The 26130-nt window shown below is 63.6% G+C and carries 24 protein-coding genes; 16 read left to right on the top strand and 8 right to left on the bottom strand.

What is annotated here, in order from left to right; all coding sequences use genetic code 11:
- Window positions 1–16 precede the first annotated feature (16 nt).
- From trpS to tsaB, 5 genes are all read left to right on the top strand, one after another.
- Window positions 17–1051 (top strand): tryptophan--tRNA ligase, encoded by a 1035-nt coding sequence (gene trpS / locus HPO_RS02225; RefSeq protein ID WP_035593956.1) that lies wholly within the window; start codon window positions 17–19, stop codon window positions 1049–1051.
- Between the two features lie 375 nt (window positions 1052–1426).
- On the top strand, window positions 1427–2485 hold the full coding sequence (locus tag HPO_RS02230; RefSeq protein ID WP_157532625.1) for a hypothetical protein: 1059 nt from the start codon (window positions 1427–1429) through the stop codon (window positions 2483–2485).
- A 66-nt stretch (window positions 2486–2551) separates the two neighbouring features.
- Window positions 2552–3121, top strand: coding sequence for a NifU family protein (locus HPO_RS21160; protein ID WP_035593960.1), 570 nt, complete (start codon window positions 2552–2554; stop codon window positions 3119–3121).
- Window positions 3122–3254: 133 nt separating this feature from the next.
- The gene (locus tag HPO_RS02240; RefSeq protein WP_035593962.1) at window positions 3255–3854 is read left to right on the top strand and encodes a malonic semialdehyde reductase; all 600 of its coding nucleotides are present in this window, start codon (window positions 3255–3257) and stop codon (window positions 3852–3854) included.
- Between the two features lie 9 nt (window positions 3855–3863).
- Entirely contained in the window at window positions 3864–4508 is a 645-nt protein-coding gene (gene tsaB / locus HPO_RS19505; RefSeq protein WP_051612184.1) for a tRNA (adenosine(37)-N6)-threonylcarbamoyltransferase complex dimerization subunit type 1 TsaB, read from the top strand.
- Here the strand turns inward: tsaB and HPO_RS02250 are convergent.
- Window positions 4505–5800 (bottom strand): Hsp70 family protein, encoded by a 1296-nt coding sequence (locus HPO_RS02250; protein ID WP_035593964.1) that lies wholly within the window; start codon window positions 5798–5800, stop codon window positions 4505–4507. The genes tsaB and HPO_RS02250 overlap by 4 nt on opposite strands.
- A gap of 116 nt (window positions 5801–5916) precedes the next feature.
- Here HPO_RS02250 and HPO_RS02255 point away from each other — a divergent pair, with 116 nt between their 5' ends.
- The 3 genes from HPO_RS02255 (at window position 5917) to HPO_RS02265 (ending at window position 7808) form a co-directional block, all read left to right on the top strand.
- On the top strand, window positions 5917–6372 hold the full coding sequence (locus tag HPO_RS02255) for a GNAT family N-acetyltransferase (protein ID WP_035594242.1): 456 nt from the start codon (window positions 5917–5919) through the stop codon (window positions 6370–6372).
- 72 nt (window positions 6373–6444) lie between these two features.
- Entirely contained in the window at window positions 6445–7341 is an 897-nt protein-coding gene (locus tag HPO_RS02260; RefSeq protein WP_035593966.1) for a dienelactone hydrolase family protein, read from the top strand.
- A gap of 47 nt (window positions 7342–7388) precedes the next feature.
- Window positions 7389–7808, top strand: coding sequence for a Fur family transcriptional regulator (locus HPO_RS02265; protein ID WP_035593968.1), 420 nt, complete (start codon window positions 7389–7391; stop codon window positions 7806–7808).
- 85 nt (window positions 7809–7893) lie between these two features.
- Here the strand turns inward: HPO_RS02265 and HPO_RS02270 are convergent, their stop codons facing one another.
- Together HPO_RS02270 and HPO_RS02275 are read right to left on the bottom strand one after the other, a co-directional pair.
- Entirely contained in the window at window positions 7894–9048 is a 1155-nt protein-coding gene (locus HPO_RS02270) for a PQQ-dependent sugar dehydrogenase (RefSeq protein ID WP_035593970.1), read from the bottom strand.
- A gap of 141 nt (window positions 9049–9189) precedes the next feature.
- Window positions 9190–12132, bottom strand: a complete 2943-nt coding sequence (locus HPO_RS02275; RefSeq protein ID WP_035593972.1) for a TonB-dependent receptor — start codon at window positions 12130–12132, stop codon at window positions 9190–9192.
- Between the two features lie 229 nt (window positions 12133–12361).
- Here HPO_RS02275 and queC point away from each other — a divergent pair, with 229 nt between their 5' ends.
- The 4 genes from queC to HPO_RS19510 all read left to right on the top strand — a co-directional run bounded on the left by queC (window position 12362) and on the right by HPO_RS19510 (window position 15588).
- On the top strand, window positions 12362–13081 hold the full coding sequence (gene queC, locus HPO_RS02280; RefSeq protein ID WP_035593974.1) for a 7-cyano-7-deazaguanine synthase QueC: 720 nt from the start codon (window positions 12362–12364) through the stop codon (window positions 13079–13081).
- Window positions 13078–13725 carry a 7-carboxy-7-deazaguanine synthase gene (queE, locus tag HPO_RS02285; RefSeq protein WP_035593976.1) on the top strand — a complete coding sequence of 216 codons (648 nt, stop codon included), beginning with the start codon at window positions 13078–13080 and terminating at the stop codon, window positions 13723–13725. The genes queC and queE overlap by 4 nt, the downstream gene beginning before the upstream one ends.
- Window positions 13722–14120, top strand: a complete 399-nt coding sequence (locus HPO_RS02290; protein ID WP_233349234.1) for a 6-carboxytetrahydropterin synthase — start codon at window positions 13722–13724, stop codon at window positions 14118–14120. The genes queE and HPO_RS02290 overlap by 4 nt, the downstream gene beginning before the upstream one ends.
- An 85-nt stretch (window positions 14121–14205) precedes the next feature.
- On the top strand, window positions 14206–15588 hold the full coding sequence (locus tag HPO_RS19510) for a mechanosensitive ion channel family protein (protein ID WP_051612185.1): 1383 nt from the start codon (window positions 14206–14208) through the stop codon (window positions 15586–15588).
- A gap of 57 nt (window positions 15589–15645) precedes the next feature.
- Here the strand turns inward: HPO_RS19510 and HPO_RS02300 are convergent, their stop codons facing one another.
- From HPO_RS02300 to HPO_RS02310, 3 genes are all read right to left on the bottom strand, one after another.
- Window positions 15646–16116 (bottom strand): hypothetical protein, encoded by a 471-nt coding sequence (locus tag HPO_RS02300; protein WP_035593978.1) that lies wholly within the window; start codon window positions 16114–16116, stop codon window positions 15646–15648.
- A 126-nt stretch (window positions 16117–16242) separates the two neighbouring features.
- The gene (gene msrB / locus HPO_RS02305; protein WP_233349235.1) at window positions 16243–16785 is read right to left on the bottom strand and encodes a peptide-methionine (R)-S-oxide reductase MsrB; all 543 of its coding nucleotides are present in this window, start codon (window positions 16783–16785) and stop codon (window positions 16243–16245) included.
- A gap of 106 nt (window positions 16786–16891) precedes the next feature.
- Complete coding sequence (locus tag HPO_RS02310) at window positions 16892–17587, bottom strand: pirin family protein (RefSeq protein ID WP_035593981.1); 696 nt, start codon at window positions 17585–17587, stop codon at window positions 16892–16894.
- 230 nt (window positions 17588–17817) lie between these two features.
- Here HPO_RS02310 and HPO_RS02315 point away from each other — a divergent pair, with 230 nt between their 5' ends.
- Window positions 17818–18576: a hypothetical protein gene (locus HPO_RS02315; protein ID WP_035593983.1), complete on the top strand. Its 759-nt coding sequence runs from the start codon at window positions 17818–17820 to the stop codon at window positions 18574–18576.
- 220 nt (window positions 18577–18796) lie between these two features.
- On the opposite strand, the gene HPO_RS02320 is transcribed toward HPO_RS02315, so the two are convergent.
- Window positions 18797–19387 (bottom strand): hypothetical protein, encoded by a 591-nt coding sequence (locus HPO_RS02320; RefSeq protein WP_157532627.1) that lies wholly within the window; start codon window positions 19385–19387, stop codon window positions 18797–18799.
- Between the two features lie 183 nt (window positions 19388–19570).
- Here HPO_RS02320 and recQ point away from each other — a divergent pair, with 183 nt between their 5' ends.
- The 3 genes from recQ (at window position 19571) to HPO_RS02340 (ending at window position 23876) form a co-directional block, all read left to right on the top strand.
- Window positions 19571–21406 carry a DNA helicase RecQ gene (gene recQ / locus HPO_RS02325; RefSeq protein WP_035593987.1) on the top strand — a complete coding sequence of 612 codons (1836 nt, stop codon included), beginning with the start codon at window positions 19571–19573 and terminating at the stop codon, window positions 21404–21406.
- A gap of 157 nt (window positions 21407–21563) precedes the next feature.
- On the top strand, window positions 21564–22166 hold the full coding sequence (locus tag HPO_RS02330; RefSeq protein WP_035593989.1) for an ATP-dependent Clp protease proteolytic subunit: 603 nt from the start codon (window positions 21564–21566) through the stop codon (window positions 22164–22166).
- A gap of 78 nt (window positions 22167–22244) precedes the next feature.
- A complete protein-coding gene (locus HPO_RS02340; RefSeq protein ID WP_051612186.1) occupies window positions 22245–23876 on the top strand; it encodes an ATP-binding response regulator in 1632 nt (543 codons plus the stop codon).
- Between the two features lie 10 nt (window positions 23877–23886).
- On the opposite strand, the gene HPO_RS02345 is transcribed toward HPO_RS02340, so the two are convergent.
- Window positions 23887–26127 (bottom strand): patatin-like phospholipase family protein, encoded by a 2241-nt coding sequence (locus HPO_RS02345; RefSeq protein WP_035593996.1) that lies wholly within the window; start codon window positions 26125–26127, stop codon window positions 23887–23889.
- Window positions 26128–26130 lie beyond the last annotated feature (3 nt).

The raw sequence follows: 26130 nt of genomic DNA on the forward strand, positions 1-26130 counted from the left end.
CTAAAGGCGCCAGACCATGACAGACCAGACCCCCGCCTATACCGGCCCGCAGCGCGTATTCTCCGGCGTCCAGCCGACCGGCAATCTCCACCTCGGGAACTATCTCGGGGCGCTCAAGAAGTTCGCTGACCTTCAGCGCGAAGGCCATGACTGTATCTTCAGCGTCGTTGACCTGCACGCCATCACCATGCCGGTGGAGAAGGGCGCGCTGATCTCGACGACGCGCCAGATCGCGGCGGCCTTCATTGCTGCGGGCGTTGACCCGTCCAGATCGATCATTTTTGCGCAGTCTTCGGTTCTGGCGCATGTGGAACTCGCCTGGATCTTCAACTGCGTGGCGCGGATGGGCTGGGTTGAGCGGATGACCCAGTTCAAGGACAAGGCCGGCAAGGATGCCGAGCGCGCGTCTGTGGGCCTCTTCACCTATCCGGTGCTGCAGGCGGCAGACATTCTCGTCTACAAGGCAACGCATGTGCCCGTCGGCGAAGACCAGAAACAGCATCTGGAACTCAGCCGCGACATCGCCGAGCGTTTCAACCGCGAATATGATGTGCCGGGTTTCTTCCCCCAGCCTGAGCCGATGATCAAAGGCCCAGGCGCGCGGATCATGAGCCTCAAGGACGGCACCAAGAAGATGTCGAAGTCTGACCCGTCAGACCTCTCCCGCATCAACCTTGTGGACGATGCCGACACGATCGCCAAGAAGATCAAGAAGGCCACCACCGATGCCGGCGTCATTCCGGGTACGGTCAAAGAATTGGAGGGCCGTCCAGAAGTCGAAAACCTCGTCGGCATCTTCGCGGCGCTCTCGGGCCGCACCGCAGAGGATGTGCTGGCCGAGTTCGAAGGCAAGGGCTTTGGCGCGTTCAAGCCGGCCCTCGCCGATGTGACCGTGGCGCATCTTGCTCCGATCACGGCGCGATTCCGCGAGATCCTGGACGACCAGGCCGGCCTCGACCGCATCCTCGCAGACGGAGCCGCGCGGGCCAATGCCGTGGCCGCGCCCATCATGGATGATGTGCGCCGGATCGTCGGTTTCTGGCGCCCCTAGGCCGCTGCCGGCTTCCTGACTGCAGAGACATTGCAGCGCTGCCTTAAAAGCGCCGCAGGCGCTGCGCATTGCTTTCGGCTGTGTGGGGAATCACGCCATCCTGTGCGGAGAGTTCTTCTCGCATGGGTGGCGGGTGTAGATTGGGTAGTGCCTCGTAGGCGAGTTGAGGTAGCGGGTCGGGACACCTGCTGCGGCTGGAATTGGATCAGCAGGCGGTAATTTGGTGCCCGAATTTACCACACCGCCCGGTTTGCTGAAATTTCATGCGTAACTGGCCTGTTAATAACGGTTTAACGGCTTCATAAACGGCACAGGATGGACAAATCCACAGCACCCAGGAAGAAGCGGCGTAAAGTCATGGCGGCAGCGGCGGCAGTGAAACTCCCACGAGCTTACGAGGAGCAGGAACACGTTCCCGCCCCCGCCTCAGACCCCAACCACTTCATCTCGCTTGATTATGCCGAGCCCAGCCCGATCATGATCGGCTTCCAGAAGGGCTGGCGCGCGCTGAAACGTATGCTGAAGATCGGCGCGGTGGTGGCCCTCGTCGGCGCCTATCCGGCCGCCGTGGTTCTTTCCAGCTACATCAACGATCGGCCCGTGGGTATTCCGGCCGAGCAGAGCTGGGCCGTGCCGGGCATTGCGGTTGCCATTCACAAGATTGCCCGGGAACTGGAAGGCGCTGGCTGGGCCAGCAATCGCCCGGTCTGGCACCCGCAGGCACGCCTGACGGCGCTGCCCGCCTGGCAGGCCGGCACCACCGAAGCTCTCTCGCAGCATGTGAAGCTGATTTCGGAACTCTCCCCTTATGAAGGCGCGCCGGACAGCGATCTGGCCGCCGCCTCGCGCCTCCTGATGGAAGTGCCCGGTGAGCCGATGCGTCCGCGCCTGACGGCAGCTGCGGAAGCGCTCAACCGGTTCGACACGCGCGCCTCGCGCGGCCTCGCCATGCGCCCGATGCCGGAAGAGATCATGCCGGAGGAACTGGCCCTCTTCGCCGGCTGGGCGGCGGAAGATCGTTCGGCCCTGTCTGACCGGATCAATGCCATTCAGGGAGGCGGCTGGCCTGCCAGCAAGGAAGACATCGCCGCCTTTTACCGCGCCAAGGCCCGCGCCCATGTCGCCCATGAAATGTTCGCCGCCAATGCCTCCAAGGCTCTGACGCTGACGGATACGGCCGTTCTGGTAGCAGCTGACCGGGTGGAAGCGGCCTGGGAACGCGCCGCAAAGATGAAGCCGCTGCTGGTTTCCAACCAGTCGGATTCAGCGGTTCTCACGCCTAACCATCTGGCAAGCATGGCTTATTTCCTTCTGGAGGCCGAAGTTGCCTCGCGGCATCTGATTGCGCTGATGGAGCCTTCTGCGGACGATGAGGTGATTGAGGAAACCTCCGTGGCCCAGACGGACGGGGATGCAGAGACTGCGCTGCCCTGAGCCGCGCTCCCTTGATCTCACCGCGCGCGCGGGCCATGTCAGGGGCCAGACGTAAAAAGGCCTGCCATGTTTATCCAGACCGAAGCTACCCCGAACCCGGACACGATAAAATTCCTTCCGGGTCAACCCGTTGCCGGAGACCGCGGCCCGTTTGACTTCCCCGACGCGGCCAGCGCGCGCATGAGCCTGCTGGCCCGCGCGCTGTTCCAGGTGGACGGGGTGGAGCGCGTTTTCCTCGGCAGCGATTTTGTCAGCATTAACAAGGTGCAGGCCAAGGATTGGCGGCATGTGAAGCCGATGGTGCTGGCCGCCATCATGGATCATTACATGTCTGGCCTGCCGGTGGTCGAAGAGGGCGCATCCGGCCTCTCCGACGAGACCGAGTATGAAGGCGAGACGGCTGAAATCGTGAACGAGATCAAGGAACTGATCGAAACCCGCGTGCGGCCTGCCGTGGCCCAGGATGGCGGCGACATCACCTTCCAGCGCTTTGATCCGGAGACCGGTATCGTCCACCTTTCCATGCGCGGGGCCTGCGCGGGGTGTCCGTCCTCGACCATGACCCTGAAACAGGGCATCGAGAACATGCTGCGCACCTATGTGCCAGAAGTGACCGCAGTCGAGGCAGCGCTTTAAAAGGCGCGCAAAAAACGCCAACGGTTACTCCAACAAGCCGCCTGAAAACTCTAACGAGTGTGCAGCAAAAAATCCGGTCCTGAGCCCGCCCGTCACCGGTGGTCAGTGCCATCAGCAAGGAAGGAACTGCCTCATGGCCCACCCGGTCAACGATCACGCGCTCGACATCATCTTCCGCGATGCCCGCAGCCAGAATGGCTATCTTGACCGGTCGGTACCGGAGGTTCTGATCCGCGCGGTTTACGATCTCGCCAAGATGGGGCCGACGAGCGCCAACTGCTCGCCCGCCCGTTTCATGTTCGTCACCACGCCGGGAGGGAAGGAGCGCCTTCTGCCCTTCATGAGCGCGGGTAACCGCGAAAAGACTGCGGCCGCGCCCTGGACCGTGATTATCGCCTACGACATGCGCTTTGCCGACAAGATCCCCCAGCTTTTCCCGCACAATCCCGATGCCAAGCACTGGTTTGACAATAACACCGAAGAGACCGCCTTCCGGAATGGCACGCTGCAGGCCGCCTATCTGATGCTGGCCGCGCGCTCCCTCGGCCTCGATTGCGGGCCGATGAGCGGCTTCGACATGGCGGGCGTGAACCGTGAATTTTTCGAGAGCCAGGAAGGCGAAGAACAGCACTGGCGCGCCAATTTCATCTGCAATCTCGGCTATGGCGACAAGACCAAGATCATGGACCGCCTGCCGCGTCTGGAATTTGACGAGGGCTGCCGCATCCTCTAGCGGGATCAGATGCTGATCCTTGCCCTGAACACGGCCTTCACAACGATGGAAGCGGCGCTCGTGCGCGATGGCGAAATCCTCGCCGATGCGCGCGAGACCCTGCCGCGTGGCCAGGAGAAGGCCCTGCCGGGCTTTGTCGAGGCGTTACTGAAGGAAGAGGGCGCCGGTTTCGGGGATGTCGGCCGCCTGGCCGTAGTCACCGGGCCGGGCAGTTTCACCGGCCTGCGCATCGGCGTGGCTTATGTGCGCGGCTTGGCCCTGGTGACCGGCGCGCCGGCCGTTGGCGTTACCAGCCTCGAAGCGGCCATCCCTGCCGGCATGGAAGGGCCAAGCCTTGGTTGCCTGATGGCCCAGCGCCGCCCGCCCGACCAGACCTGGTGGGTGCAGGGTATCAGCGAGGACGCGGGCATCGCCCCGGTGCAGGAGGTGGGCCTGGCCGCGCTTTCCGCCATGCTGGAAGGTTTCCATGCGCCCATCTTCATGGACGGCGCCGAGGCGCTCGGCGATCAGGCCGCCAAGCTCGACATCCGCCCCATGCGGCCGAGCGCGGTGACTGCCGCGCTGAAGGCGGCCCGCTTCGACCCGGCCAGGCATCCGCCCACGCCGGTCTATGCCCGCGAGCCGGACGCGACCCTGCCCACGCCGAAAAACTAGGGCGCGCGCGCCAGCCAGGGCTCCAGATCGTCCTGCTGGGCGATCAGGGATAGTCCGTGGGCGATCGATACGAACTGGCTGCCGGTTTCCACCTTGCCGGCGCCGAACTGATCCTCGAAACTGCGCCGCAGCGCCGGCACGAAGGATGTGCCGCCGGTGAGGAACACCCGGTCGATGCCGCCCGCGCCAAGGCCCGCCCGCTCCAGCGCCAGATCGACCGTGGCACGGATGGCGCTGACATCTTCTGCGATCCAGCCATCAAATTCCGAACGCGGAATATCCCGCTCGATATTCAGGCTGCCGGCCTGAAGGCTGAACCGGGCTGTGTCTGCCTGCGAAAGCTGAGACTTCACCTGCGCCACGGCGCGGTAGAGCAGATAGCTGGCATCTGCCTCCAGAAAGTCGATGAAGGCCTGGATCAGGGCCGGTTCATTGGCTGCCTGCACCAGTTTCTGGAGATCAGCATAGTCGCGCGTGTGGCGCATGATGGAGAGCTGGTTCCATTGCGCAAACCGGCTGTAGAAAGACGAGGGCACTGGCAGGGTTTTCTCCCCGCTGCGGAAGGTGCTGTGTTTGCCAAACAGCGGCGCCACCACATGCTCGATGATCTTCTGGTCGAAGGCGTCGCCCGCAATGCCGATGCCCGAATGGGAGAGCGCCTGGGCGCGCAGCTTTCCGCCCGCGGGATCAAACCGGATGATCGAGAAGTCGCTGGTGCCCCCGCCAAAGTCTGCCACCAGGATGGTCGAGGCCTCCGTCAGGCGCTGGGCATAGAAGAAGGCTGCCGCGACGGGCTCGTACACATGGTGGATCGTCTCGAAGCCAAGCCGCTTCAGCGCCGTTTCATAGCGGGTTTGCGCCAGGGCCTCATCCGGCTGGGCGCCGGCAAAGCGCACGGGGCGCCCCATCACCACCTGGGCCGGCCATGGCGCGCCCGACCGCTCGGCCAGACGCCGCAGATAGGCGGCCAGCAGATCCTCGAACTGCCAGTTCTTGTTATGGATCACGGTGGAGACAAAAAGCGGGCTGGCCGCAAATGTCTTGAACGACTGGATGAACCGGCAATCCCCGCCCAGCTCCAGGAACTGGTCGATGGCCCAGGGGCCGATCTCCATCATCGCGCGCGCTTCATCTTCATCGCGCCAGAAACAGAGCACCGAGCGGCAGGCAGAAAACTCCTCGCCGCCATGGCTGAAGCTCATCGCCTCCGTGCTGCCATCGGGTTTGGCGAGGGAGGCAACGCTGTTGGTCGTACCGAAGTCTAGGCCGAGCGTGGAGGTCGCCTGGGTCATCTTGCAGCCTTGTGCTGGGGCAAAGGGCAGGCGACCTAACAGAGGCGGGCATTGCCAATCAATCCTGATTGTCCTTGATCTGCGATCTTTCTGCCGCTTCCGAAGGCTTTTGCCCGATGACTGACCCCATTCGCCGACTGACGCCTGCCGACGCGGCGGCCGCCGCTGCGCTGCATGCGGCGGGGTTTGCCGATGCGTGGAGCGCGGCTTCGATCGAGGGGCTGATCACCAGCCCGAATGTGCTCGCCCTCGGCTGGGAGGAGGGGGGCAACCTCTTGGCTTTCGCGCTGTTTCAATCCTCTGCCGGAGACTGCGAACTCCTGACCATCGCGACGGATCCCGTCCGGCGCGGGCAGGGGCTTGCCGGCGCGCTGCTGGATGCGGCGATCCCGGTGCTCGTGGCCGGCGGCGACAGCCGGCTGCTGCTGGACGTGGCTGAGGACAACACCTCGGCCCGGCGCCTCTATGCCCGGTTCGGGTTCACCGAGGATGGCCGCCGCAAGCGCTACTACACCGCCGGGCGCCCCGCGCCGGTGGACGCGATCCTGATGTCCCGGCCCATCGGGGCGTAGGGGGCGTCTGAAAAGCTGGCCTCTGCCGCCTGCCGGTCTATAGTTCTCACGAACCCGCGAAGGAGGCACACCATGGCAGACGGAAATCCAGGCAAGATCGACATTCCGCCCGAAGTGTTCCGGCTTTACGACGCCTATTGCCATGGCGACCTTTCGCGCCGGGCCTTCTTCTCGCGGCTGAGCGCCTTCGCCGGGGGCGGTATTACGGTCTCGATGCTGGCGGCATGCGTGATGCCCGATTACAGCCAGGCCCAGACGCTGACAGGCGACACTGACCTCATCGAGGAAGACATCACCTACACCACCCCCAGCAGCGCCGGCACGATGGGCGGCTATCTCGTCCGCCCGGCCAATGCCGCTGGCAAGCTGCCCGCCATTCTGGTGATCCATGAGAACCGGGGCCTGAACCCCTATATCCGGGATGTGACGCGCCGGGCCGCCAAGGCGGGCTATGTCGCGTTCGGGCCGGACGCGCTCTATCCCCTCGGCGGCTATCCCGGAAATGATGATGATGGCCGCGCCCTGCAGGCCCAGCGGACGCGGGAGGACATGTTCGCTGATTTCGTTGCCGCCGCCGAACTCCTGCGCGGGCATGAGGCGGTCAATGGCGCCGTGGGCGTCACCGGCTTCTGCTTTGGCGGGGCGATGGCCAACCAACTCGCGGTGAGCCTGCCCTGGCTCAAGGCATCTGTGCCCTATTATGGCGGCTGGCCGGCGGATGAGGACGCCGCGAAGCTGGAAGTTCCCCTCCAGATCCACCTCGCCAGCGATGACCCGCGCGTGAATGAGGGGTGGGTGGCCTATGAGGCGGCCCTGAAGGCCGCAGGCAAGCCTTACGAGCTGCACTGGTATGAAGGCACGCAGCATGGTTTCCACAATGATACCACGCCGCGCTTCAATCCGGAGGCCGCCGCGCTCGCCTGGTCCCGCACGCTGGCCTTCTTCGCGGCCCATCTGCGCGAAAGCTGACAAGGTTGAACTGGACTTTCCCGCTTCGGAAGGGCATTTAGGGGACCATGGACAGACTAGAAAAACTCTGCATTGAGAAGGGCCTCCGCATGACGGAGCCGCGGCGCATCATTGCCCGTGTGCTTTCGGTCGCGGATGACCATCCGGACGCCGAAGAACTGCACCGCCGGGCCAACTCGCTCGACGCCTCGATTTCGCTCGCCACGGTCTACCGGACCGTGAAGCTGTTCGAGGATGCCGGCATCATCCAGGCGCACGACTTCCGCGATGGCCGCGCGCGCTATGAAGAAGTGCCCGCCGAACACCACGATCACCTGATCGATGTGAAGACGGGCGCCGTGGTGGAGTTCCATTCCGAAGAGATCGAGAAGCTGCAGGAAGAGATCGCCCGCAAGCTCGGCTACCGGCTGGTGGATCACCGGCTGGAGCTTTACGGCGTGCCGATTGCCGAGAAGGACAAGGGCTGAAAACGCCCCTGACCTTTCGCCAAAAGAAAAGCGGCCCCGCCTGATGACGGGGCCGCTTTCTGTTTGGGGAAGGGGGCGCGGGGGGCTATTCCTGCGGAACCACCCGGAAGATGCCGTCGAAATCCTTGCCCGCGACATAGAGATAGCCATCCGGGCCCTGAACCACATCGCGGATCGACAGCTCGCCCTTCAGCAGGTTTTCCTTGCCGGCAACCTTGCCCTCCTGCAGATCGATCCGCACAAGGACGAGGCCGTCCGGGCCATTCATGCCGCCGGAGAAGAGGTCGCCCTCCCAGCCGGGATACTTGTCGCTGGTGACCATGGTGAGCCCCGCCGGCGCGATCGAGGGCACCCAATAGGTTTCCGGCTGCACCATGCCTTCAGCGGCGGTTTCCTTGGTGATGACCGTGCCGTCATAGTTCACGCCATAGGTGATCTTCGGCCAGCCATAATTGTTGCCGGGTTTGACGATGTTGAGCTCATCCCCGCCGCGCGGGCCATGTTCGGTGGCCCAGAGCGTGTCTGTGGCCGAGTCATAGTAGAGCCCCTGCACGTTGCGGTGGCCATAGGACCAGACTTCCGGCTTGCCATTCACCCCGTCCGCAAACGGATTGTCCGCGGGGATCGTGCCATCCGAATTGATCCGCACGATAGTGCCATGCGTGTTCTTCGGGTTCTGGGCGTCGGCCATGTATTTGAAGCCCTCGCCGAGGGAGACAAACAGCGCGCCATCCCCGCCAAAGGCAAGGCGCGAACCATAATGGTAAGCCGTGTCGCGGTCGTCCGCCTTGAAGATTTGCTGCACATTCTCCAGCGCGGCATTGTCATCGCTGAGGCGGCCCCGCACGACGGCGGTGGAGTTGGCCGCCTTGGTGCCGGTGGAGAGCGACACATAGACAAGGCGGTTGCTGGCAAAGTCCGGGTCCAGCGCAATGCCCAGATAGCCGGCCTGGCCTTCGACATAGGCTTCCGGCAGGCCGGACACGGGCGTTGCTTCGCCGGCGGCGGCAAAGAATTTCAGGCCGCCTTCCTTCTCCGTGAACAGAAGGCCGCCCTCGGGCAGGAAGGCTATGCCCCAGGGTTGCTCGGCAGGGGTGATGAGTTCCAGGCTGACGCCCTTGACCGCGCCCGGCTCGGCCGGGGCCGTGACCGGCGCCTGCGGGGGCGCTGCAGGCTCTCCGCACGCAGACAGGATAAGGACAAGCGGGCCGAGAGCGGCGAGGCGGGAAAAGACGGACATACCGGCTCCTGTAGAGTTGTGGGTCTGTAAGTGCGCAGGAAATCTGATTGTGGGCAGAGATAGGCCGTTCCGGTCTCTGCGCCAATGAAAAAGGGGCGGCCCCGAAAGGCCGCCCCTCAAGTTTTCAGGCGTGACGCCCGCTTACCAGGACTTCGTGACAGCGATGCCGTAAGTGCGCGGCTCGTTCAGGAAGATGTTGGTGTAGAGGCCCGACGAGTCATCCGTCAGATAGGCGCCGGTGATGGCGGTCTCGTCGAAGATGTTCTTGCCGAACAGTTCGACGCGCACGCCGCTCGGATCGTTGGTGAACGCCAGCGAGACGTTCATGTTATCCCAGCTCGGCAGCTTGTCGCGCGGGGAGTTGTAGACCCGGCTCATGCTGTCGGACTGGCGGTAGTAGTCGACGCGGCCGGTGAGGCCCCAGTCGCCGAACGAACCTGGCAGCCAGGTGTACTCGGCACCGATGTTGAAGGTCATTTCCGGTGCGCCCGGCATGGAATTGCCCTTCAGGTCTTTCGCGTCGCCTTCGATCGGCTGCAGAGCGGTGGCCGTCTGCGTGTTGCCGTTGGCATCGGTGTAGGTGACGGTCACGCCGGTGAGGCCGAGGAGGGCTTCAAAGCCCGCGCGGCCACCCACAGCGGCCAGGTCGCCGGTGCAGAGGTTACGCGTGATGCCGGTCAGGGCCGGGTTGGCCTGGATGGCGCCCAGAACCGTCGCATAGCCCTGCGCAGAGATCACGCAGTTGCTGTAGCTGGACGTGTTCTTGAGAACCACGAGGTCCGAGCGGCCATTGGTCCGGTCGATCACATCGATCGAGTACAGATCACCCAGCTCGGAATCGAGCAGGCCGAGGTTGGCGTTGACCACGAAGGTCGACACCGGGTTCCAGATCGTCTCGATCTCGAGGCCCTTGAGCTTGGTATCGACGTTGAAGTTCACCGAGGTCCGGTTGATGATCTGGGTAATCTGATAGCCCTGATAATCATAGTAGAAGCCGGTGGCGTTCAGCTGCAGCGAGCCATTTGCCAGGGTGTTCTTCGTACCGACCTCGAACGCATCGATGAATTCGGGATCGAAGAACTGGCTGAACAGGTTGGCACCTGCCGGCTGCGGCGGGTTGATACCACCGCCCTTATAGCCCCGCGAATAGAAGCCATAGAGCAGGGTGTCGTCGGTGAAGCCGACATCCGGGCGCCAGTCGAGACCGGCGCGGCCGGTAACTTCCTCGAAGGAAGCGTCGAAGTAGCCGTCGCCGCCTGCATCCGGGGTCTGTCCGGCCACAGGGCGCGGATTGATCGGGCTGCCGTTCTGCGGGCTGCCGGGGCCATAAACGGCGCCAGGGGTGAAGAGATAGGTCGGCACGTTCGCCTGGGTTTTCTCATCCTTGGTATACCGCAGGCCGAGGGTCGCTTTCAGATTGTCGGTGATGTCGTAGTAGCCTTCACCGAAAACAGCCACGGAGCTGAGTTCATAGGGCGACAGCGAGCGGAAGTATTGACCGCCAAGACCGGTAAACGCCTGCTCTTCGAGCGTGCCGCCCGAGTCGATCGGAACCTGACCACCGAACAGCGCGCCGCCAAGGGCGTTGTTGATCTGGGCCAGTGCCGTCAGCGAGTTCGAGATGACGTAGTAGCCATCGGTATTGCTCGAGGCCGGATCAATTGCCTCGAAGTCCATCGCAATGACGCCGAGGTTGAAGTTGAACGGTCCGTCATAGGACGATTGCAGGCGAAGCTCGTGCGTCGTCTGCTCCGAGGTGCCGCCGGCCACGTCAAACGTGCGGAAGAAGTTGGAGGCACCCAGGATCGGATCGTTGACCACACCGCCAGGGAAGAGGGCCTGATAGATGGCCGCGCCCGTCGGCCCGAGTGTGCCGAACAGCGGCTGGCCATTGGTGTTGAAGGCAATCGTCGGCGACTGCTTGTTATAGTCCTCGATGGAGACCGAGCCGCTCTCGCTGTAGCTGCCCAGATAGGTCAGCTTCAGGGCATCGGTAACATCGAATTCGATCTTGCCGGTGATCAGCGTCTGATCGGCATAGTATTGCGGATCAAAGGCAGATTCGATCTGGCGCAGATTGAGGTTGGCCGGCTGGGTGAACGCGTCGCCGCTGAGCAGGCCGGCCGTGATGCCGAGGCCGCCGCCAAGGGTGGCCACCGAGTTCAGGCGGTCCTTCATGCTGTCCAGAGACGTATCGAGACAGCCTTGCGAGGTAACCGTCTGGTCCAGCGCGCTGACCGGAATGCCGGCGAAGGAAGTTCTCAGCGGGCTCTTGGTGCAGAGCTGTTTGCCAGACCGCAGGCGGTTATCTTCTTCCTCGAAATACTCGTAGGAGAGCCAGCCACGCAGACGCTCGGTCGGTTCGGCCAGGATCGTGGCGCGATAACCATAGAGCTCACGGCCGTCAATCGACTGGCCGGTCACGGTGTTGGTGGCGTAGCCGTCCCGCTCGAGATAGTTGCCGGCCAGACGCACAGCAACCTTCTCCCCGATCGGGATGTTCAGCATGCCCTTGATTTTCTTGGTGCCGTAATTGCCGAGCGTGGCCGAGACATTGCCCTGATACTCTTCCAGCACCGGCTTGGCGGTAATGGCGTTGAACACGCCGCCCGTTGCGTTCCGGCCATAGAGCGTACCCTGAGGACCGCGCAGCACCTCGATCCGTTCCATGTCGAAGAATTCGGCTTCGAACAGGCGGTTGGCGGTCAGCGGCACATCGTTCTGGTGAACGCCGACGCCGGCATCGCCCGACTGGGCCACAAGGTCAGCCCCGATACCGCGGATCTTGAAGTTGAACCCGTTGAAGTTCCCCTTGGTGAAGGAGACGTTCGGGATCGACTTGACGAGGTCCGGTCCCCCGGACAGCTGCATCTTGTTCAGCGCTTCCTCATCGAAGGCCGAAACGGCAATCGGAACGTCCTGAATGGACTGTTCGACCTTCTGTGTGGTGACGGTAACGGTGCCGAGGCGCCGGGAGTCATCCGGAGCGGTTTCTTCCTGGGCATACGCGCTACCGAAGAAGCTGAGGGCAAGGGCGGAGGCCCCAGCCAACAAGACGTACTTCGAGTCTGTGTTTCGGCTCATTTCGATTTTTCCTCCCCTCGGGCCGATTATCCGGTCCCGAAAACATTGATGTGTAACGAGCCATCCTCATTGGCGGGACGGCTTCAAGTCCAACACAATGCCATGGCGTGGCGCGTGTCAATTGTCCTGTCCGCTCCAAAGGCGAAAGTCTTCACTTCGGTGTCAAAAATGTAACGCCTTCCGCAACGTAGCCTTGGCCCGGGCGGGTCTCGCTGGTACAGCGGCGGGCATGACACAGCCCTTTTCTTCCGCGCTCGTCCTGTTTTCCGGAGGCCAGGATTCGGCCACCTGCCTCGCCTGGGCGCTCACCCGGTTTGACCGGGTGGAGACGATCGGCTTCGATTACGGCCAGCGGCATGCGGTCGAACTCGCCTGCCGGCCGAAATTTCTCGATGCGATTCGCCGGAATTTTCCGGCATGGGGCGAGAAATTGGATGGCGATCACATAATAGATGCCTCCGTGCTCAAGGCGCTGGGCGCTACGGCGATGACGCATGATGTCGAAATCACCCTCACGGCGGCGGGCTTGCCGAACACCTTTGTTCCGGGCCGGAACCTTCTGTTCTTCACCCTGGCGGGCGCCCTGGCCGTGCGGCGGGGGCATGGCGTCCTTGTCGGCGGCATGTGCGAGACGGACTATTCGGGCTATCCCGACTGCCGCGCCGATACGCTGAAGGCGCAGGAAGAAACCCTCCGCCTCGGGCTGGACGCCGACATCCGCATCGACACCCCGCTGATGTATCTCGACAAGGCCGCCACCTGGCAGCTCGCCCAGGATCTGGGTGGGGACGCTCTGGTCGATCTGATCGCGGAGGAAACCCACACCTGCTATCTGGGCCAGCGCGGGGCGCGTCACGCCTGGGGCTATGGCTGCGGCGCATGTCCGGCCTGCGAGCTGCGAGCCAATGGCTGGCAGCGCTGGCAGGCAGGGAAGGGGAGCGCGGCATGACCTACTCGGTCAAGGAAGCCTTCTACACCCTGCAGGGCGAAGGCGCGCATACCGGGCGCGCGGCGGTCTTCCTGCGCTTTGCCGGCTGCAATCTGTGGAGCGGGCTGGAGCGCGACCGGGAAAAGGCCGTCTGCCGCTTCTGCGACACCGATTTTGTCGGCACCAATGGCGAAGGGGGCGGCAAGTTCCGCGAGCCGGGCCTGCTTGCCGCGCATGTGAAGGCTATCTGGGAGGCGAACGCCTCCGCCGGCGGCCGGCCCTATGTCGTCTGCACCGGGGGCGAGCCCCTGATGCAGCTGGATGAGCCCCTGATTGATGCCCTTCATGCCGCGGGCTTTGAAATCGCCATTGAGACCAACGGCACGCTGCCGGCGCCCGCCTCGATTGACTGGATCTGCGTCAGCCCCAAGGCGAACGCCCCGCTGGCCCAGACATCGGGTAGTGAATTGAAGCTCGTTTACCCTCAAACCGAGCCGGAAGCGCAACCGGAATGCTTTGAAACACTGGACTTTGAGCACTTTTTCCTCCAACCGAGGGACGACGGACCCGGCGTCAGCCATGTGGCGGCGGTGGCGGCCTATTGCTTGAAGAATCCAAAATGGCGACTGAGCTTGCAAACCCACAAACTGACCGGCCTCCCTTGAACGAGGGCCTGAAGGCCGAAGGTCAGATTTTTGAGATCTCGAAGGCGGTGTTCTTCGAGGCAGCCCATTTCATGGGCGGCAAGCCTGAAGGCCATCCCTACCGCTCCGTGCATGGCCACTCCTTCCGCCTGGAAGCGACCGTGGCCGGCGTTGTGAAGCCCGGCGAGCAATGGGTGGAGGATTTCAGCCACCTCACCGCCACGCTTGAGGCGACCGCTGCCAAGCTCGACCACAAGCTGCTCAACGAGATCGAAGGCCTGGAAGTGCCCACCCTTGAGCGCATCTGCCTCTGGGCCGCCGCCGATCTCGGCAAGACGCTCCCCGGCCTCGCCCGCGTCGCCGTCGCCCGCCCCAGCCTCAACGAACGCTGCGAACTCGTCCTCAAGCGCGTTTGACGCGCATTGCCGGGGTTGCATGGGCAGGGGAGGCCGATAAGGTTTCCTCTTGTCGATTCAATGCCTTTGAGGATTGGCCACAGGGATGAGCCTCGACCTTCTCCAGCCGGAAACGGCCGCTCCGCTGATTGCGCAGATTCAGGAGTCGGTCACCCGGCTGATCGATGCGGCCCGTGATGAGCTGAGCTCGCCCGATACCCTCTGGCAGGTCGGCGCGCTCGTGGCGGCGGCGCTGCTGGGATATCTCCTCTCGCGCATTCCCAAGACGATGCTGATGCAGGCGGCGGAAAAGCGCGGGCGGATCGATTTCGTCCTCTTAACCTATCATTCCCTCTCGCGCATTGTCTGGCCGGTTTTCACCGTCATCCTGCTGGCGGGCGCCACTGCCGCCTTCGAGGCCCTGGGCCTCGGCAACAACACGCTGCACATCGTCACCAGCCTGCTGCTCGCCTGGATCATCGTGCGCATCTTCACCGCCAGCATGCGGCGCGGCTTCTGGTCGAAGGCGATTGCCTATTTCGCCTGGGCGGTCACAGCCCTTTACATCGTCGGCTGGCTGCGCCCGTTCACCAGTTGGCTGAATAGTGTCACCTTTCACCTGGGCGAGAATGACGTCTCGCTGCTGCGCATCCTGGTCAGCCTGGCGCTCGCCTGGTTTGCCATCTGGCTGGGCCGGCTGATCGGCAATGTGGCCCAGTCCCAGCTGCGCGGCTCGCCGGATCTGCCTGCCTCGGTCGGCGGCCTCCTGGGGCAGAGCATCAAGATCGGCGTGATGATCGTGGCCGTGCTGATCGCGCTGAATTTCCTCGGCGTGAACATTGCCGCGCTCACCTTCTTCTCCGGCGCGCTCGGTGTCGGTATCGGCTTCGGCCTGCAGTCGGTTTTCTCCAACTTCATCTCCGGCGTCATCATCCTGATGGAGAAGTCGCTGAAGGTGGGCGACTTCATCGAGCTTCAGTCTGGCCTGTCGGGCGTGGTGAAGGAGATCAACTTCCGCTCCACCGTGGTGATGACGAACGACAATGTCGACATCATCGTGCCCAACGAAGCCTTCATCAAGGCGCAGCTGATCAACTGGACGATGACCGAAGCCCGCCGGCGCATTCATGTGCCGTTCGGGGTGGCCTATGGCACATCAAAAGAGCTGGTGCAGAAGGCAGGCCTCGAGGCAGCCGGCAGCGTGCCCTGGACCTATGACGACCGGGGCGAGCATACCCCGCAGGTCTGGCTGGTGAAATTCGGCGAGTTCCGCCTGGAGTTCGAACTGATCGTCTGGCTGACGGATGAGGCCGTGCTGCGCCCGCAAAAGGTGATGGCAGATTATATCTGGGCCATGCATTCGGCGCTGGAGAAGCATGAGATCCATGTCTCGATGCCGCAACGCGACCTGCACATCAAATCACCCGACACGCTCAGCGTGCGGATCGAATCGGGTGATCTGCAGAAAAGCGGCGATCAGGAAAGCTGATGCCGCTGCCGCCTGGAGGGGTGGCGGCAGCGGCGGGACGGCCCGAGGGGTGCGGGCCTAGTCCAGAGCTTTAGCAAACCGGCGGGCAAACCGGTCAGACGCGCGGCTGGCGTCATGCCAGGTGGTCAGGCCAGCCTGGCGGATATCATTCTCGTACCAGTCGTATTCCAGCTCTCCAGCCGGCGCGCCGGCCGCGTCATACGCCACGGCTTTCAGCTTCATGCCGCCAACGCTGACAGAGCGCATCATGTCGAGGCCCGGCTTGTCACCGGCCTGTTTGAAGGTCGGCCGGGAAGGGCGCGCATCCAGGATGGTCACCTCCACCCGCGCCACATCCACACCGGCTTTCGCCAGCTCCCGCGTCAGATCCCGCTCGATCCGTCCGGCGAGCACGTCGCCTTCCTTCTCGCCGTAATCTTCCTGGAGCTTCTTGGTGAACTCCGGCCCGTAGCCGACCGATATTTCGGCCGCCTGCGCGCCCTGAACCAGAACCGCAGCAAGCGCGGCGGCTGCAAAAAGGCGTTTCATGGTTTCTCTCCGGTATTTGGCGGCCAGTGGTGGGGTCGGCCCTGATCATGTTTTCAATATAGGGCAGGGCGGCGGGCGAAAGAAGTCACACACGCGTGAGGCGCTCGCCGTGCGGGCGCGGGCGCTTCACTTCTTCGCCTTCTCCTTGCCCGCAAAGAGATAGAGATATTCGCCATACCCTTTGGCGGCCATTTCGTTTTTCGGGATGAATTTGAGGCTCGCCGAATTGATGCAATAGCGCTGGCCGCCGGTTTCCTTCGGGCCGTCATCAAAGAGGTGGCCGAGATGCGCGTCCGCCCCGCTGGAGCGCACTTCGGTGCGGCTCATGCCGAGGCTGTCATCCTGGAATTCGGAGATGAGCTGTTCATGGATCGGCTTGGTGAAGCTTGGCCAGCCGGTGCCGGAATCGAACTTGTCGGTGGAGGAAAACAGCGCCTCGCCGGAGATGGCATCGACATAGATGCCTTCTTCCTTGTGGTTCCAGTATTCATTGTCGAAAGGCGGCTCGGTGCCGTCATGCAGGGTGACGTATTTCTGCTGCTCGGTGAGGTGGGACACATCATGGCCGGTGGCGGTGGCCGTCTTCGTTTCGCCCTGCGCCGTGCTGACGCCGCAGGCGGCCACAATCAGTGCAGCCATGGCGGCGGCAAGTCCCGTCTCTCTGTGCATGGCGAAAGCTCCTTCTCCAGACATGACGCGCCCGGCGGGCGCCTCGTTTACCTCATCTAGGTAACAGGCGCCCGCCGGGCAAAGAAAGTCACGAGGGTGTGAGGCGTCACACCGTATCGACCAGCACCAGCTCTGCGGAGTTCACACCTTCGAGAGTGAGCGTCTCGCCGCCGGAAATGGCCGCGCCATCCCGCGCTTTCAGCGTCTGGCCATTGAGCACCACTTCGCCGTCCGCCACCACCAGATAGCCATACCGGCCAGCGGGCAGTTCATAGGTCAGCGTTTCTCCGGCCTTCACGGTTGCGCCCAGAACCTTGGCATCCTGATTGATCTGCAGGCTGTCATTCTCGCCGGTGCCCGAGGCAAACACGGCCCATTGGCCAGACCGGTCGCCCTTGGGAAACTGGCGCGCGCCCCAGCTCGGCTTGCCGCCGCGATTGCGCGGAATGATCCACAGCTGGAAGATCTTGGTCACATCATCCTCGGCATTCCATTCCGAGTGCTGAACACCTGATCCTGCGCTCATCACCTGCACATCGCCCGCTTCGGTGCGGCCATGATTGCCCAGCGAATCCTTGTGGGTAATCGCGCCCTGGCGAACATAGGTGATGATTTCCATCGAGTCATGCCCATGCGGGGGAAAGCCGGTATGGGGCTGGATCTCGTCATCATTCCACACGCGCAGCGCGCCGTGGTGCACGCGGGCCGGATCATGATAGCCGGAGAAGGAAAAGTGATAATGCGCGTTCAGCCAGTCATTGCGAAACCGGCCGAGCTTTTCAAAGGGGCGGAGTTCGATCATGGGATGTCTCCTCTCAGAACGTTACGGTTGAGAGGTATATGGGATGTTCGCCGGGGCAGGGCAGACCCTGCGGGGAGATAGCATTCATGCGCGGCGTGCATGAATTGGGCGATTCACCCTTCCCGTTGCCACAACAGGCCCCCTCTCCATGCAATGGGGAGGGATGGGGTGGGGCTGCAAACGGTGATAAGAGGGCCGGAGATGGAGACAAGAATGGCTGCGCCCTTCCGATGACTGACCAGCCCGGTTTTGACGGACACCTCATCCTCGCCCCGGCGGAAAACACCGGCGCACCCGGAGGCGCAGGTCTCCTGCACGCAAAAACCGCCGTCTATCCCGGCGCCCAGCAGGTCACGCTCTGGCTGCCGGCCGATGGCGGGTCGGGCTATGAAACCCTGCGCATCACCGGCCCCGAAGGCGCCCTGATCGAGGAAGGCCCGCTCACCGGCCGCCTCAATGGCCGCGTCCAGATATTGGTGGATACCTACCCCTGGCCGCCCGGTCAGTACCGGATCGAGATCACCCATTCCGGCGGCTGGGCCCACATGCTCGCCCTCCGGAAACTGGAAGCGGGCGTAATCCCGCCGCCAGACCCCTCCCCGGTGCCGGAGCCCTCCAAAGGCCCCATCGTCTACCGCGACGGCTTCGGCAACATTCTTCCGGATACGGATCTTGAGGTGCGCGAAGCGGCCCTGAAAAGAATCGCCGCCCGCTTCTCCCGCCGCCTCGAATTTGAAGGCAACGCCCGCGCGGGTACCATCATCTATATCGACGGCGACATCCGCCTGCGCTTCTATCATGAAATGTGCATCCGCCCGGTGCATTTCAGCATAGATGTTCCGCCGCCGGACAAATGGGAAGCCGCCACCGGCCAGCCCCTCACCGAACGCGACGACATCCTCAATTTCCTCGCCGAAGAAACCCGCCGCCGCCAGGCCCCCAGCCTCAAAACGCTTATCTACGATAACCGGATCGATTTTGTGGAGTAGCGGCAGGAAAGAGAACACCCCTCCGCCATCGTCACCCTCGACGGGCGTAAGCCCGTCTGAGGGCCCATCTCCCGCCCTCTCGCCTTTGTAAAAACGGAGAATTTGGAAGCTGGGCGCTCAGATGGCCTGACGGCCATCAAGCGTGATGAGGTCTCAAACCGCTGACCAAGGCGGCGCCCGCCGCCAACCCGACCTTCCCTGCGGGCGGGGCGGGTTGAGCCTAGTTCTGCAAGACCGCCAGGTCTCGCCGATAGGCTTCCCCGCAATTCTTGACAACGTACCAGGTGGAAACGTCTGACGTCAGAATATCACCCTCTGAAGCTGTCTTCCCATCCGCGGTCAAGCGAAAATGAAATGTGCCATTGACGGTAACAAAGGCGGCGGCGTCTCCTCCTCTGCGAAGGCGATGTGATAAGGTTGCTCCTTCGCCAAGTGCAAATCCAACATAACAACAATCGGGATTGTTCAGCAGAAACTCGTCCACCGTATCGATGGGTATAACTTGCGACCGCTCGCCGCTGGGGCCCGCGCCCATGGGGTAGCCCATTAACGTTTGGGCGACTGCGCTTCTGACCAATTCGTCACGCGTAAGCTTTCGTCCTGTTTCCGAACAAATGCCATTGAAATTGGCTTCCCGCGTCTCGCGCCATTGATAGGTAAAAGCAGCAGCGGAAAGTAATGCCAAGGCTCCGGCTACCGCCCAAGTTGCCGTCAATAGCGTTTGCTTGCGGCGGAGTTTTTCTAACTGCGGATCAAGGCTGGGCGAGGGCATGTCGCGCGTCTCATCGTGTTGCACAAACCAGTCTGTCACGAACACACGCTTGTGTGACGCTGGATAGATTGAACTGAGGTTATATTACGGCCAGGCGCTTTAAGGAACGCGGCCCCCCCCAACACTTGCAACGTCATGTCGGTCACGTACTCGCGTTTGTTGCTGCGTTCACTCCGCCCCAGCCCCTTGCCCTCGCCCCCGCATCTCCCCAGAACAGGGGCCATGCCGTCTCCGCCCACCCTCACTGACGCCCGCGCGCTCTTGAAGCGCGTCTATGGCTATGACGCCTTCCGGGGGCTTCAGGAAAATGTGATTGCCGACACGCTGGCCGGCCGCGACGGTCTCGCCGTGTTGCCGACCGGCGGGGGCAAGTCGCTCTGCTACCAGATCCCGGCGCTGCTGCGCGAAGGGGTGAGCATCGTCGTCTCGCCGCTGATCGCGCTGATGGCCGATCAGGTCGACGCGCTGAAGCTTGCCGGGGTGCGCGCCGAACGCCTCGACAGCTCGATGGATTTTGCCGCCCGCGCCGCCGCGCTGGACGCCGCCGCGCGCGGCGAGATGGACCTCCTCTATGTCTCGCCTGAAGGGCTCGGCAATGGGCTGGCAGACCGGCTTTCGCGCATGAAGGTCTCGCTGATCGCCGTGGATGAAGCCCACTGCGTCAGCCAGTGGGGCCATGATTTCCGCCCCGATTACCGCGCCCTCGGCCGCCTCAAGGCCCTGTTCAAGGGCGTGCCCCGTCTCGCTGTCACGGCGACCGCCGACGCGCGCACCCGCGACGACATCCTCGCCCAGCTCGACCTGACAGACCCGGCCGTGCATGTGGCGAGCTTCGACCGGCCAAACCTGATCCTCTCGGCTGAGCCCAAGGAAGGCAACCGCACCGCCCGCGTCGTCCAGCTCGTCAAGGCGCGTGCCGGCGTCAGCGGCATCGTCTATGCCGCCACCCGCAACGCCGTCGAGGATCTGGCCGACGCGCTGGAGAAAGCCGGGGTCCCCTCGCTTGCCTATCATGCCGGGCTTGAGGCGGAAGTGCGCGCCGCCCGTCAGCGCCGCTTCCTGCTGGAAGAAGGCCTGGTAATGTGCGCCACGGTTGCGTTCGGGATGGGCGTTGACAAGCCGGATGTCCGCTTCGTCATCCACGCCGATCCGCCCAAGACGCTGGAGGCCTATTGGCAGGAAGTCGGCCGCGGCGGGCGTGATGGCGAGCCGGCCGAAGGCGTTGCCCTGTTCGGCCCGTCAGACATGAACCGCTCCCTGCAATGGACCTACAGCAGCGACGCGCCCGATGAGGTCAAGCGCGTCCAGCTGACCAAGACGCGCCAGCTCTTCGCCTTCCTCAATGGCGATGAATGCCGCCGGGCCGCTGTGCGCCGCTATTTCGGGGAAGAGGCGGTGGAGCCCTGCGGGGTGTGCGATGCCTGCAAGGGCGAGCTTGGGGAACGGTACGATGTGACCCGTTATGCCCAGATGGCGGTCTCCGCCGTGCTGCGCTGCGGCCAGCGCATCGGCCGGGGCCGCCTGGTGCAGCATCTGCTGGGCGAGGCAAAGGACGGGTTTGATACCGATCTCTCCAGTCTTTCCACCTTTGGCATCGGCAAGGAACTCTCCCGCCAGGGCTGGAACCGGGTGTTCGATGCGCTGCTCTATGAAGATCTGGTGGCCGAGGGCGGGGAAGCCATGCGCCCGGTGCTGGTCGTGCCGGATGCTGAGGCGGCCAAGGCCCTCTTCCGAGGGGAACGCACCGTCTCGCTCAAGCAGGACCCCGCTGCGGCCCGCCGCAAGACCCGCTCGAAGGGCGCCGCCAAAGTGGCCGTCATGGCAGACCTCTCCGAGCGGGACTTCTCCCTCTTCGAGGCGCTGCGTACCTGGCGGACGAACCTCGCCAAGGAGCGCGGCGTGCCGCCTTATGTCATCTTCCATGACAGGACGCTGGCCGAAATCGCGCGGGAACGCCCCGCCACCCCGGACGCCCTGCGCGAGATCAGCGGGGTAGGGGAGAAGAAGGCGCAGGCCTATGCCGCCGAGGTCGCGCGGGTCATCTCCGAGGCCGCCTGAGGTTCCGAACTGTCCGGATTTGTCCACGGCCTGTCCGCAACTGTCCGGAATTGTCCGGCCCCTGGCTGGGGAATAGTGAGCCGCGTGCCTTGACCCGGCGCCCCTGGCACCGCACCTATACGACCTGAAATCAAAGAGATTCCTTTCCGGAGCCTGCATGACCCCCTTCCGCCTTGACGATGAAGACGAAAAAGAAGCCACTCCCGTAGCAAATCCCGCTGCGCTGGTGGAAAATGCCCTGTTCAAGTCGCGTACCATCCTGCTGACCGGCGGGATCGACTTCAAACAGGCCCGCATGGTCTGCGAGCGGATGCTGGCCCTGTCTGCCGAAAGCGATGATCCCATCCTGCTGATCCTCTCCTCGCCCGGCGGTCACGTCGAAAGCGGCGACATGATCCATGACATGATCAAATTCGTCACCGCCCCGGTAAAAGTGCTCGGCTCTGGCTGGGTCGCCTCGGCGGGCGCGCTGATCTATGCCGCCGCCCAGAAGGAAAACCGGTATTCGCTGCCCAACACCCGCTACCTGCTGCACGAACCCCGCGGCGGCGTTGGCGGCCAGGCTACGGATGTCGAGATCCAGGCCCGCGAAATCATCAAGATGCGCGAGCGTCTGAACAAGATTTTCGCCGAAGCCACCGGCAAGCCGCTTGAGCAGATCAAGAAGGACACCGACCGGGATTTCTGGATGAGCGCTCAGGAGGCTGTGGATTACGGCCTTGTGAACAAGATCATCCGCAATCGCCGCGAAATCTCCTGATCACAACAGGTCTGGCGTTTGCCGGAAGGTAACACTTGTTACGGATGATCGGGCATTAACCTTAATGCCCGGTCCCCGATGCCCGTACGCCTCCAGGAAATTGCGCTCAGCGTGCCGCCCATTCCGTCCTCCACGACGGGCGCGGCGGCTCTCTCCCTCTTCTTGTCCGACCCGCTGCTGTTTGCGCTCCCGGTCCGGCTGGAGACGGGCGAGGACGGGGCGCCGCGCATTGCGCAGGTCACCCGCGCCCGGCTGACTGAGGCACTCGCCGGGCCCAATGGCCGCGATATCTTCGCCGCCCGCCCGGTACATCACCTGATCACGCAGACCCCCGTTATCGCAGATGGCACCCTGCCCGTCGCCCTGATTGCCAAACAGGCGGCAGAGAAGGGCACCAGCGCGCTGACCGATGGCGTGATCGTGATGGAAGAGGGTGTCTATAAGGGCCTCGTTTCTCCGGCTGCGCTGCTGAAGGCGGTGGCCGAGGAAAACACCGCCCGCGCCCGCAGCCAGCAGGCCAGCCATCGCCGCATCGAAGAGATGAAGGCGAAGATGCTGATGCTGGCGGAAGGCCGCTCCCGCTTCCTGGCCTTCATCGGCCACGAAATCCGCACGCCGCTGACAGGCATTCTCGGGGTGGCCGACCTCATCAAGGATCAGGCCCCCACCAGCGAGACCCGGCGCCTGGCGGAGACCATTTCCAATAGCGGCCAGCATCTGGAGCGCCTGCTCAATGACCTGCTGGACCTTTCCCGGCTGGAAGTGGGCAAGCTGCCGGTAACCATGCAGGCTTTCGAGCTGCGCCAGTTTGCCTCTGAAACGCGCGACCTCTGGCAGCCCAAGCTTGACGCCAAGCGCGTGGGCCTGCGCATCGCCGTGGCCCGCAGCGCCGAAGGCCGTATCGAAAGCGATGCCGGGCGCCTGCGGCAGATCCTGTTCAACCTCGTCAGCAATGCCGTGAAGTTCACCGATCGCGGCCATGTCACCGTTCAGATGTCCACCGTTCCGGCAGGGGAGGGGCTGACCCTCATCATGACCGTTGCCGATACGGGCCGCGGCATTTCCGATGCAGACAAGGCGCGCCTGTTTGAAGAGTTCGAGCAGGCCGACGACACCATCGCCGCCACCCATGGCGGCTCCGGCCTCGGCCTCAGCATCGCGCGCGCCCTGGCGCGGCGTCTTGGCGGGGACATCGCGCTGGCTGACAATGCCGGCGGCGGTTGCCTGTTCACCGTCACTGTGCCGGTGCAGAAAGCCGGCCCGCGCCTGGCGGTGGAGAATGCCGCGCCCACAAGCGCCGGGCGGTTTGATCTTGGCGAGATCCTTGTCGCCGAAGACCATGAGACGACCGCCTTTGTCATCCGCGAGGCGCTTGTTGCCGCCGGCTGGCGGGTAGAATGCGTGCCGGATGCGACCGTTGCTGCCCAGCGCATCGCCGTGCGCCGCTATCAGGCGGTACTCACCGATGTGCATATGCCCGGCGGCGGGGCTGAAGCGGTGCTGAAAGCGGCGCGGTTTGGTCCCGGCCAGAACAGCGCCGTGCCGGTCCTTGCTCTGACGGCGGATGGAACGCCCGAATGCCGCGCGGCGTGCGAGAAGCTTGGCTTCTCCGGCCTGATCGAAAAGCCGGTGCGCCCGCGTGCGCTGGTGGCGGCGCTGGCCGATACGCTGCTCAGCGCGCCGCGGGAAAAGCAGGCGAAAGCGGTGTGATCCGGCTTTCCTAGAAAGACCGGCCGATCACCAGATAAGCTGATTGCCGCCCCCCTTCGGAGCGGCCAAAGGCGAGGTATACCGGCCCGAGCGCGGTATTGGCGCCGACATAGACGCTGCCGCCAAAGCGCACATCATCCAGCGAGAAACTATCAGGCTCCGACCAGACCTCGCCCGCCTCGATTGATCCGCCCACGAACAGGGGAACTCCGAAGAGAACATCGTCGGTATTGACCAGAGAGCGGCGATAGATCAGCCGCCCGGCAAGGAAGTTCTCGCCGGCCAGCTCATCCAGCCGGTAGCCCGAAAGGCTGAACAGGCCGCCAATCCGGTAGAGCGTATCAATCGGCGGAGCGCCGCTGAGGCGCAGGCCGCCGGACACCGAAGTCAGTACGGTGTTCCGCCCGAAGGTAAACGCATGCAGGCCGGAGGCGGACATCGTCTGATAGTCTGCATTGTCGCCCAACCCTTCCAGGCCATGCGTCCAGCGCATCTTGGCGCTCACGCCCCGGCGCGGAAAGAAGGGATCGTTGAGCGTATCGAGACCGGCAGAGGCAAACAGGCGGCCCGTATCGATGTCGACTTCATTGAAGGGGCCGGCGCCTTCGTTCAGCTTGGCGCGCCCCGTGCCGAGTTCTGTACCCACACGGATTTCCCCGAAATTGCCAAACTGGCGGCCCGCATCAATGCCCAGCAGACCATAGGTGAGATCATATCCGGCGGTCTTGAAGCCGCGCTGGGAATAGATGTTCACCGGCCGGTTCTCGATCTCCGCGCGCGCGGCAGCAAACCAGCTTTGTTCGGGTTCCAGCAGGCGGAAATATTCCAGACCGAATTCATTGATGTCGCCGATAGTGACGATTGCGCGGATTTCCGAGCCATAGGCATCCAGCGCCGCGCTGCGATAATCCACCGACACGGCCACATCAGACTCGGTGTTGAAGTCGTTCTCCACGATCATGCCGAGCCGCACCCGGCCGGCATTGCGGCGGGAATCTTCGGCCCGCACGATCAGGCCGGTCAGCCCCTCCTGCTCGGCCATCGTATAGTCCACCCGCTCGAACGGGCCGAGGGCATAGATCCGGTCGAGCGCTTCATTGATCTCATCGGTATCGGCCGGCTTGCCCAGAACGCTTGCCATGCGCGTCTCGAGCAGGGACTGGTTGAGGCGGGATGTGTTCTCGATGCGGACGAAGGAGATGACCGGCGGCGGGGCGTCGCCGATGCCGGCATAGCTGACCGGTGGGCGGTCCTTGGCAATCGGCGCAAACTTGTCCCCCAGGGCCTGAACCGACTTCCGGCCGGCCTCAATCAGATCCTTGCCGCGCGTGAAGGCGGCCGGGCCAATCTTGCCGGTGTCGACCCGCACGAGCACATCGCCGGAATTCATTGAGGCAATTTCAGCGCGTTCATTTGCCAGGATCAGCAGGCTGACGGTCTGCGACAGAACATCGACCACAGAGCCGATCTGCTCCTGCTTCAGCAGCTCGTTGGGGGTCCACACCGCGATCACGATATCGGCGCCCATATCCCGCGCCACGCTGACCGGGATGTTGGCGGAAAGGCCGCCATCCACCAGCAGCTTGCCATCCAGATTGAATGCCGGGAATACGCCGGGCACGGACATGGACGCCCGCATCGCCATCGGCAGCTCGCCCGAGCCGATGATGACGGCCTCGCCCGTGGCAATGTCCGTGGCAACCGCGCGGAAGGGGATCGTCAGATCATCAAAGCTCTGCACATTCATCCGCGCCGGGGTGAGCCGGCGCAGTTCCTTCATCAGCGCCTGATCGGAGATGGCGCCCGTGGGCAGGAGAAGGCCAGCGCCCGATACGCCCAGGCTCGCCGTGCCGGGAAAGTCTACCTGCTGCTGCTTCTGGCGGTAGGTGAGCTTGTCGCGTTCCGGCGCCGGGTTGAACACGCCGCTCCAGTTGACCTTCTGAACGACCTCTTCCAGCTCCGCGCCGCTCATCCCGGCTGCGTAGAGCCCGCCGATAACCGCGCCCATAGATGTGCCCACCACGATGTCAGGCCGGATGCCCATCGCTTCGAGCTCCTGGATGGCGCCGACATGGGAGAGGCCGAGCGCGCCCCCGCCGGAGAGCACCAGCGCGACCGTGGGGCGCCGGGCCTCCGTCGTTTCGGCCGTTTCCTGCGCCAGGCTGGTGGCGGCAAAGGCAAACAGGGCGGTGAGAAGGAGCAGCGGCCGGGACAGCCAGCAAGCCAGAGTGCGGGAGAAGGTCTGCGTCATCAG

The organism is Hyphomonas polymorpha PS728, from assembly GCF_000685315.1.
GTDB classification, from domain to species: domain Bacteria; phylum Pseudomonadota; class Alphaproteobacteria; order Caulobacterales; family Hyphomonadaceae; genus Hyphomonas; species Hyphomonas polymorpha.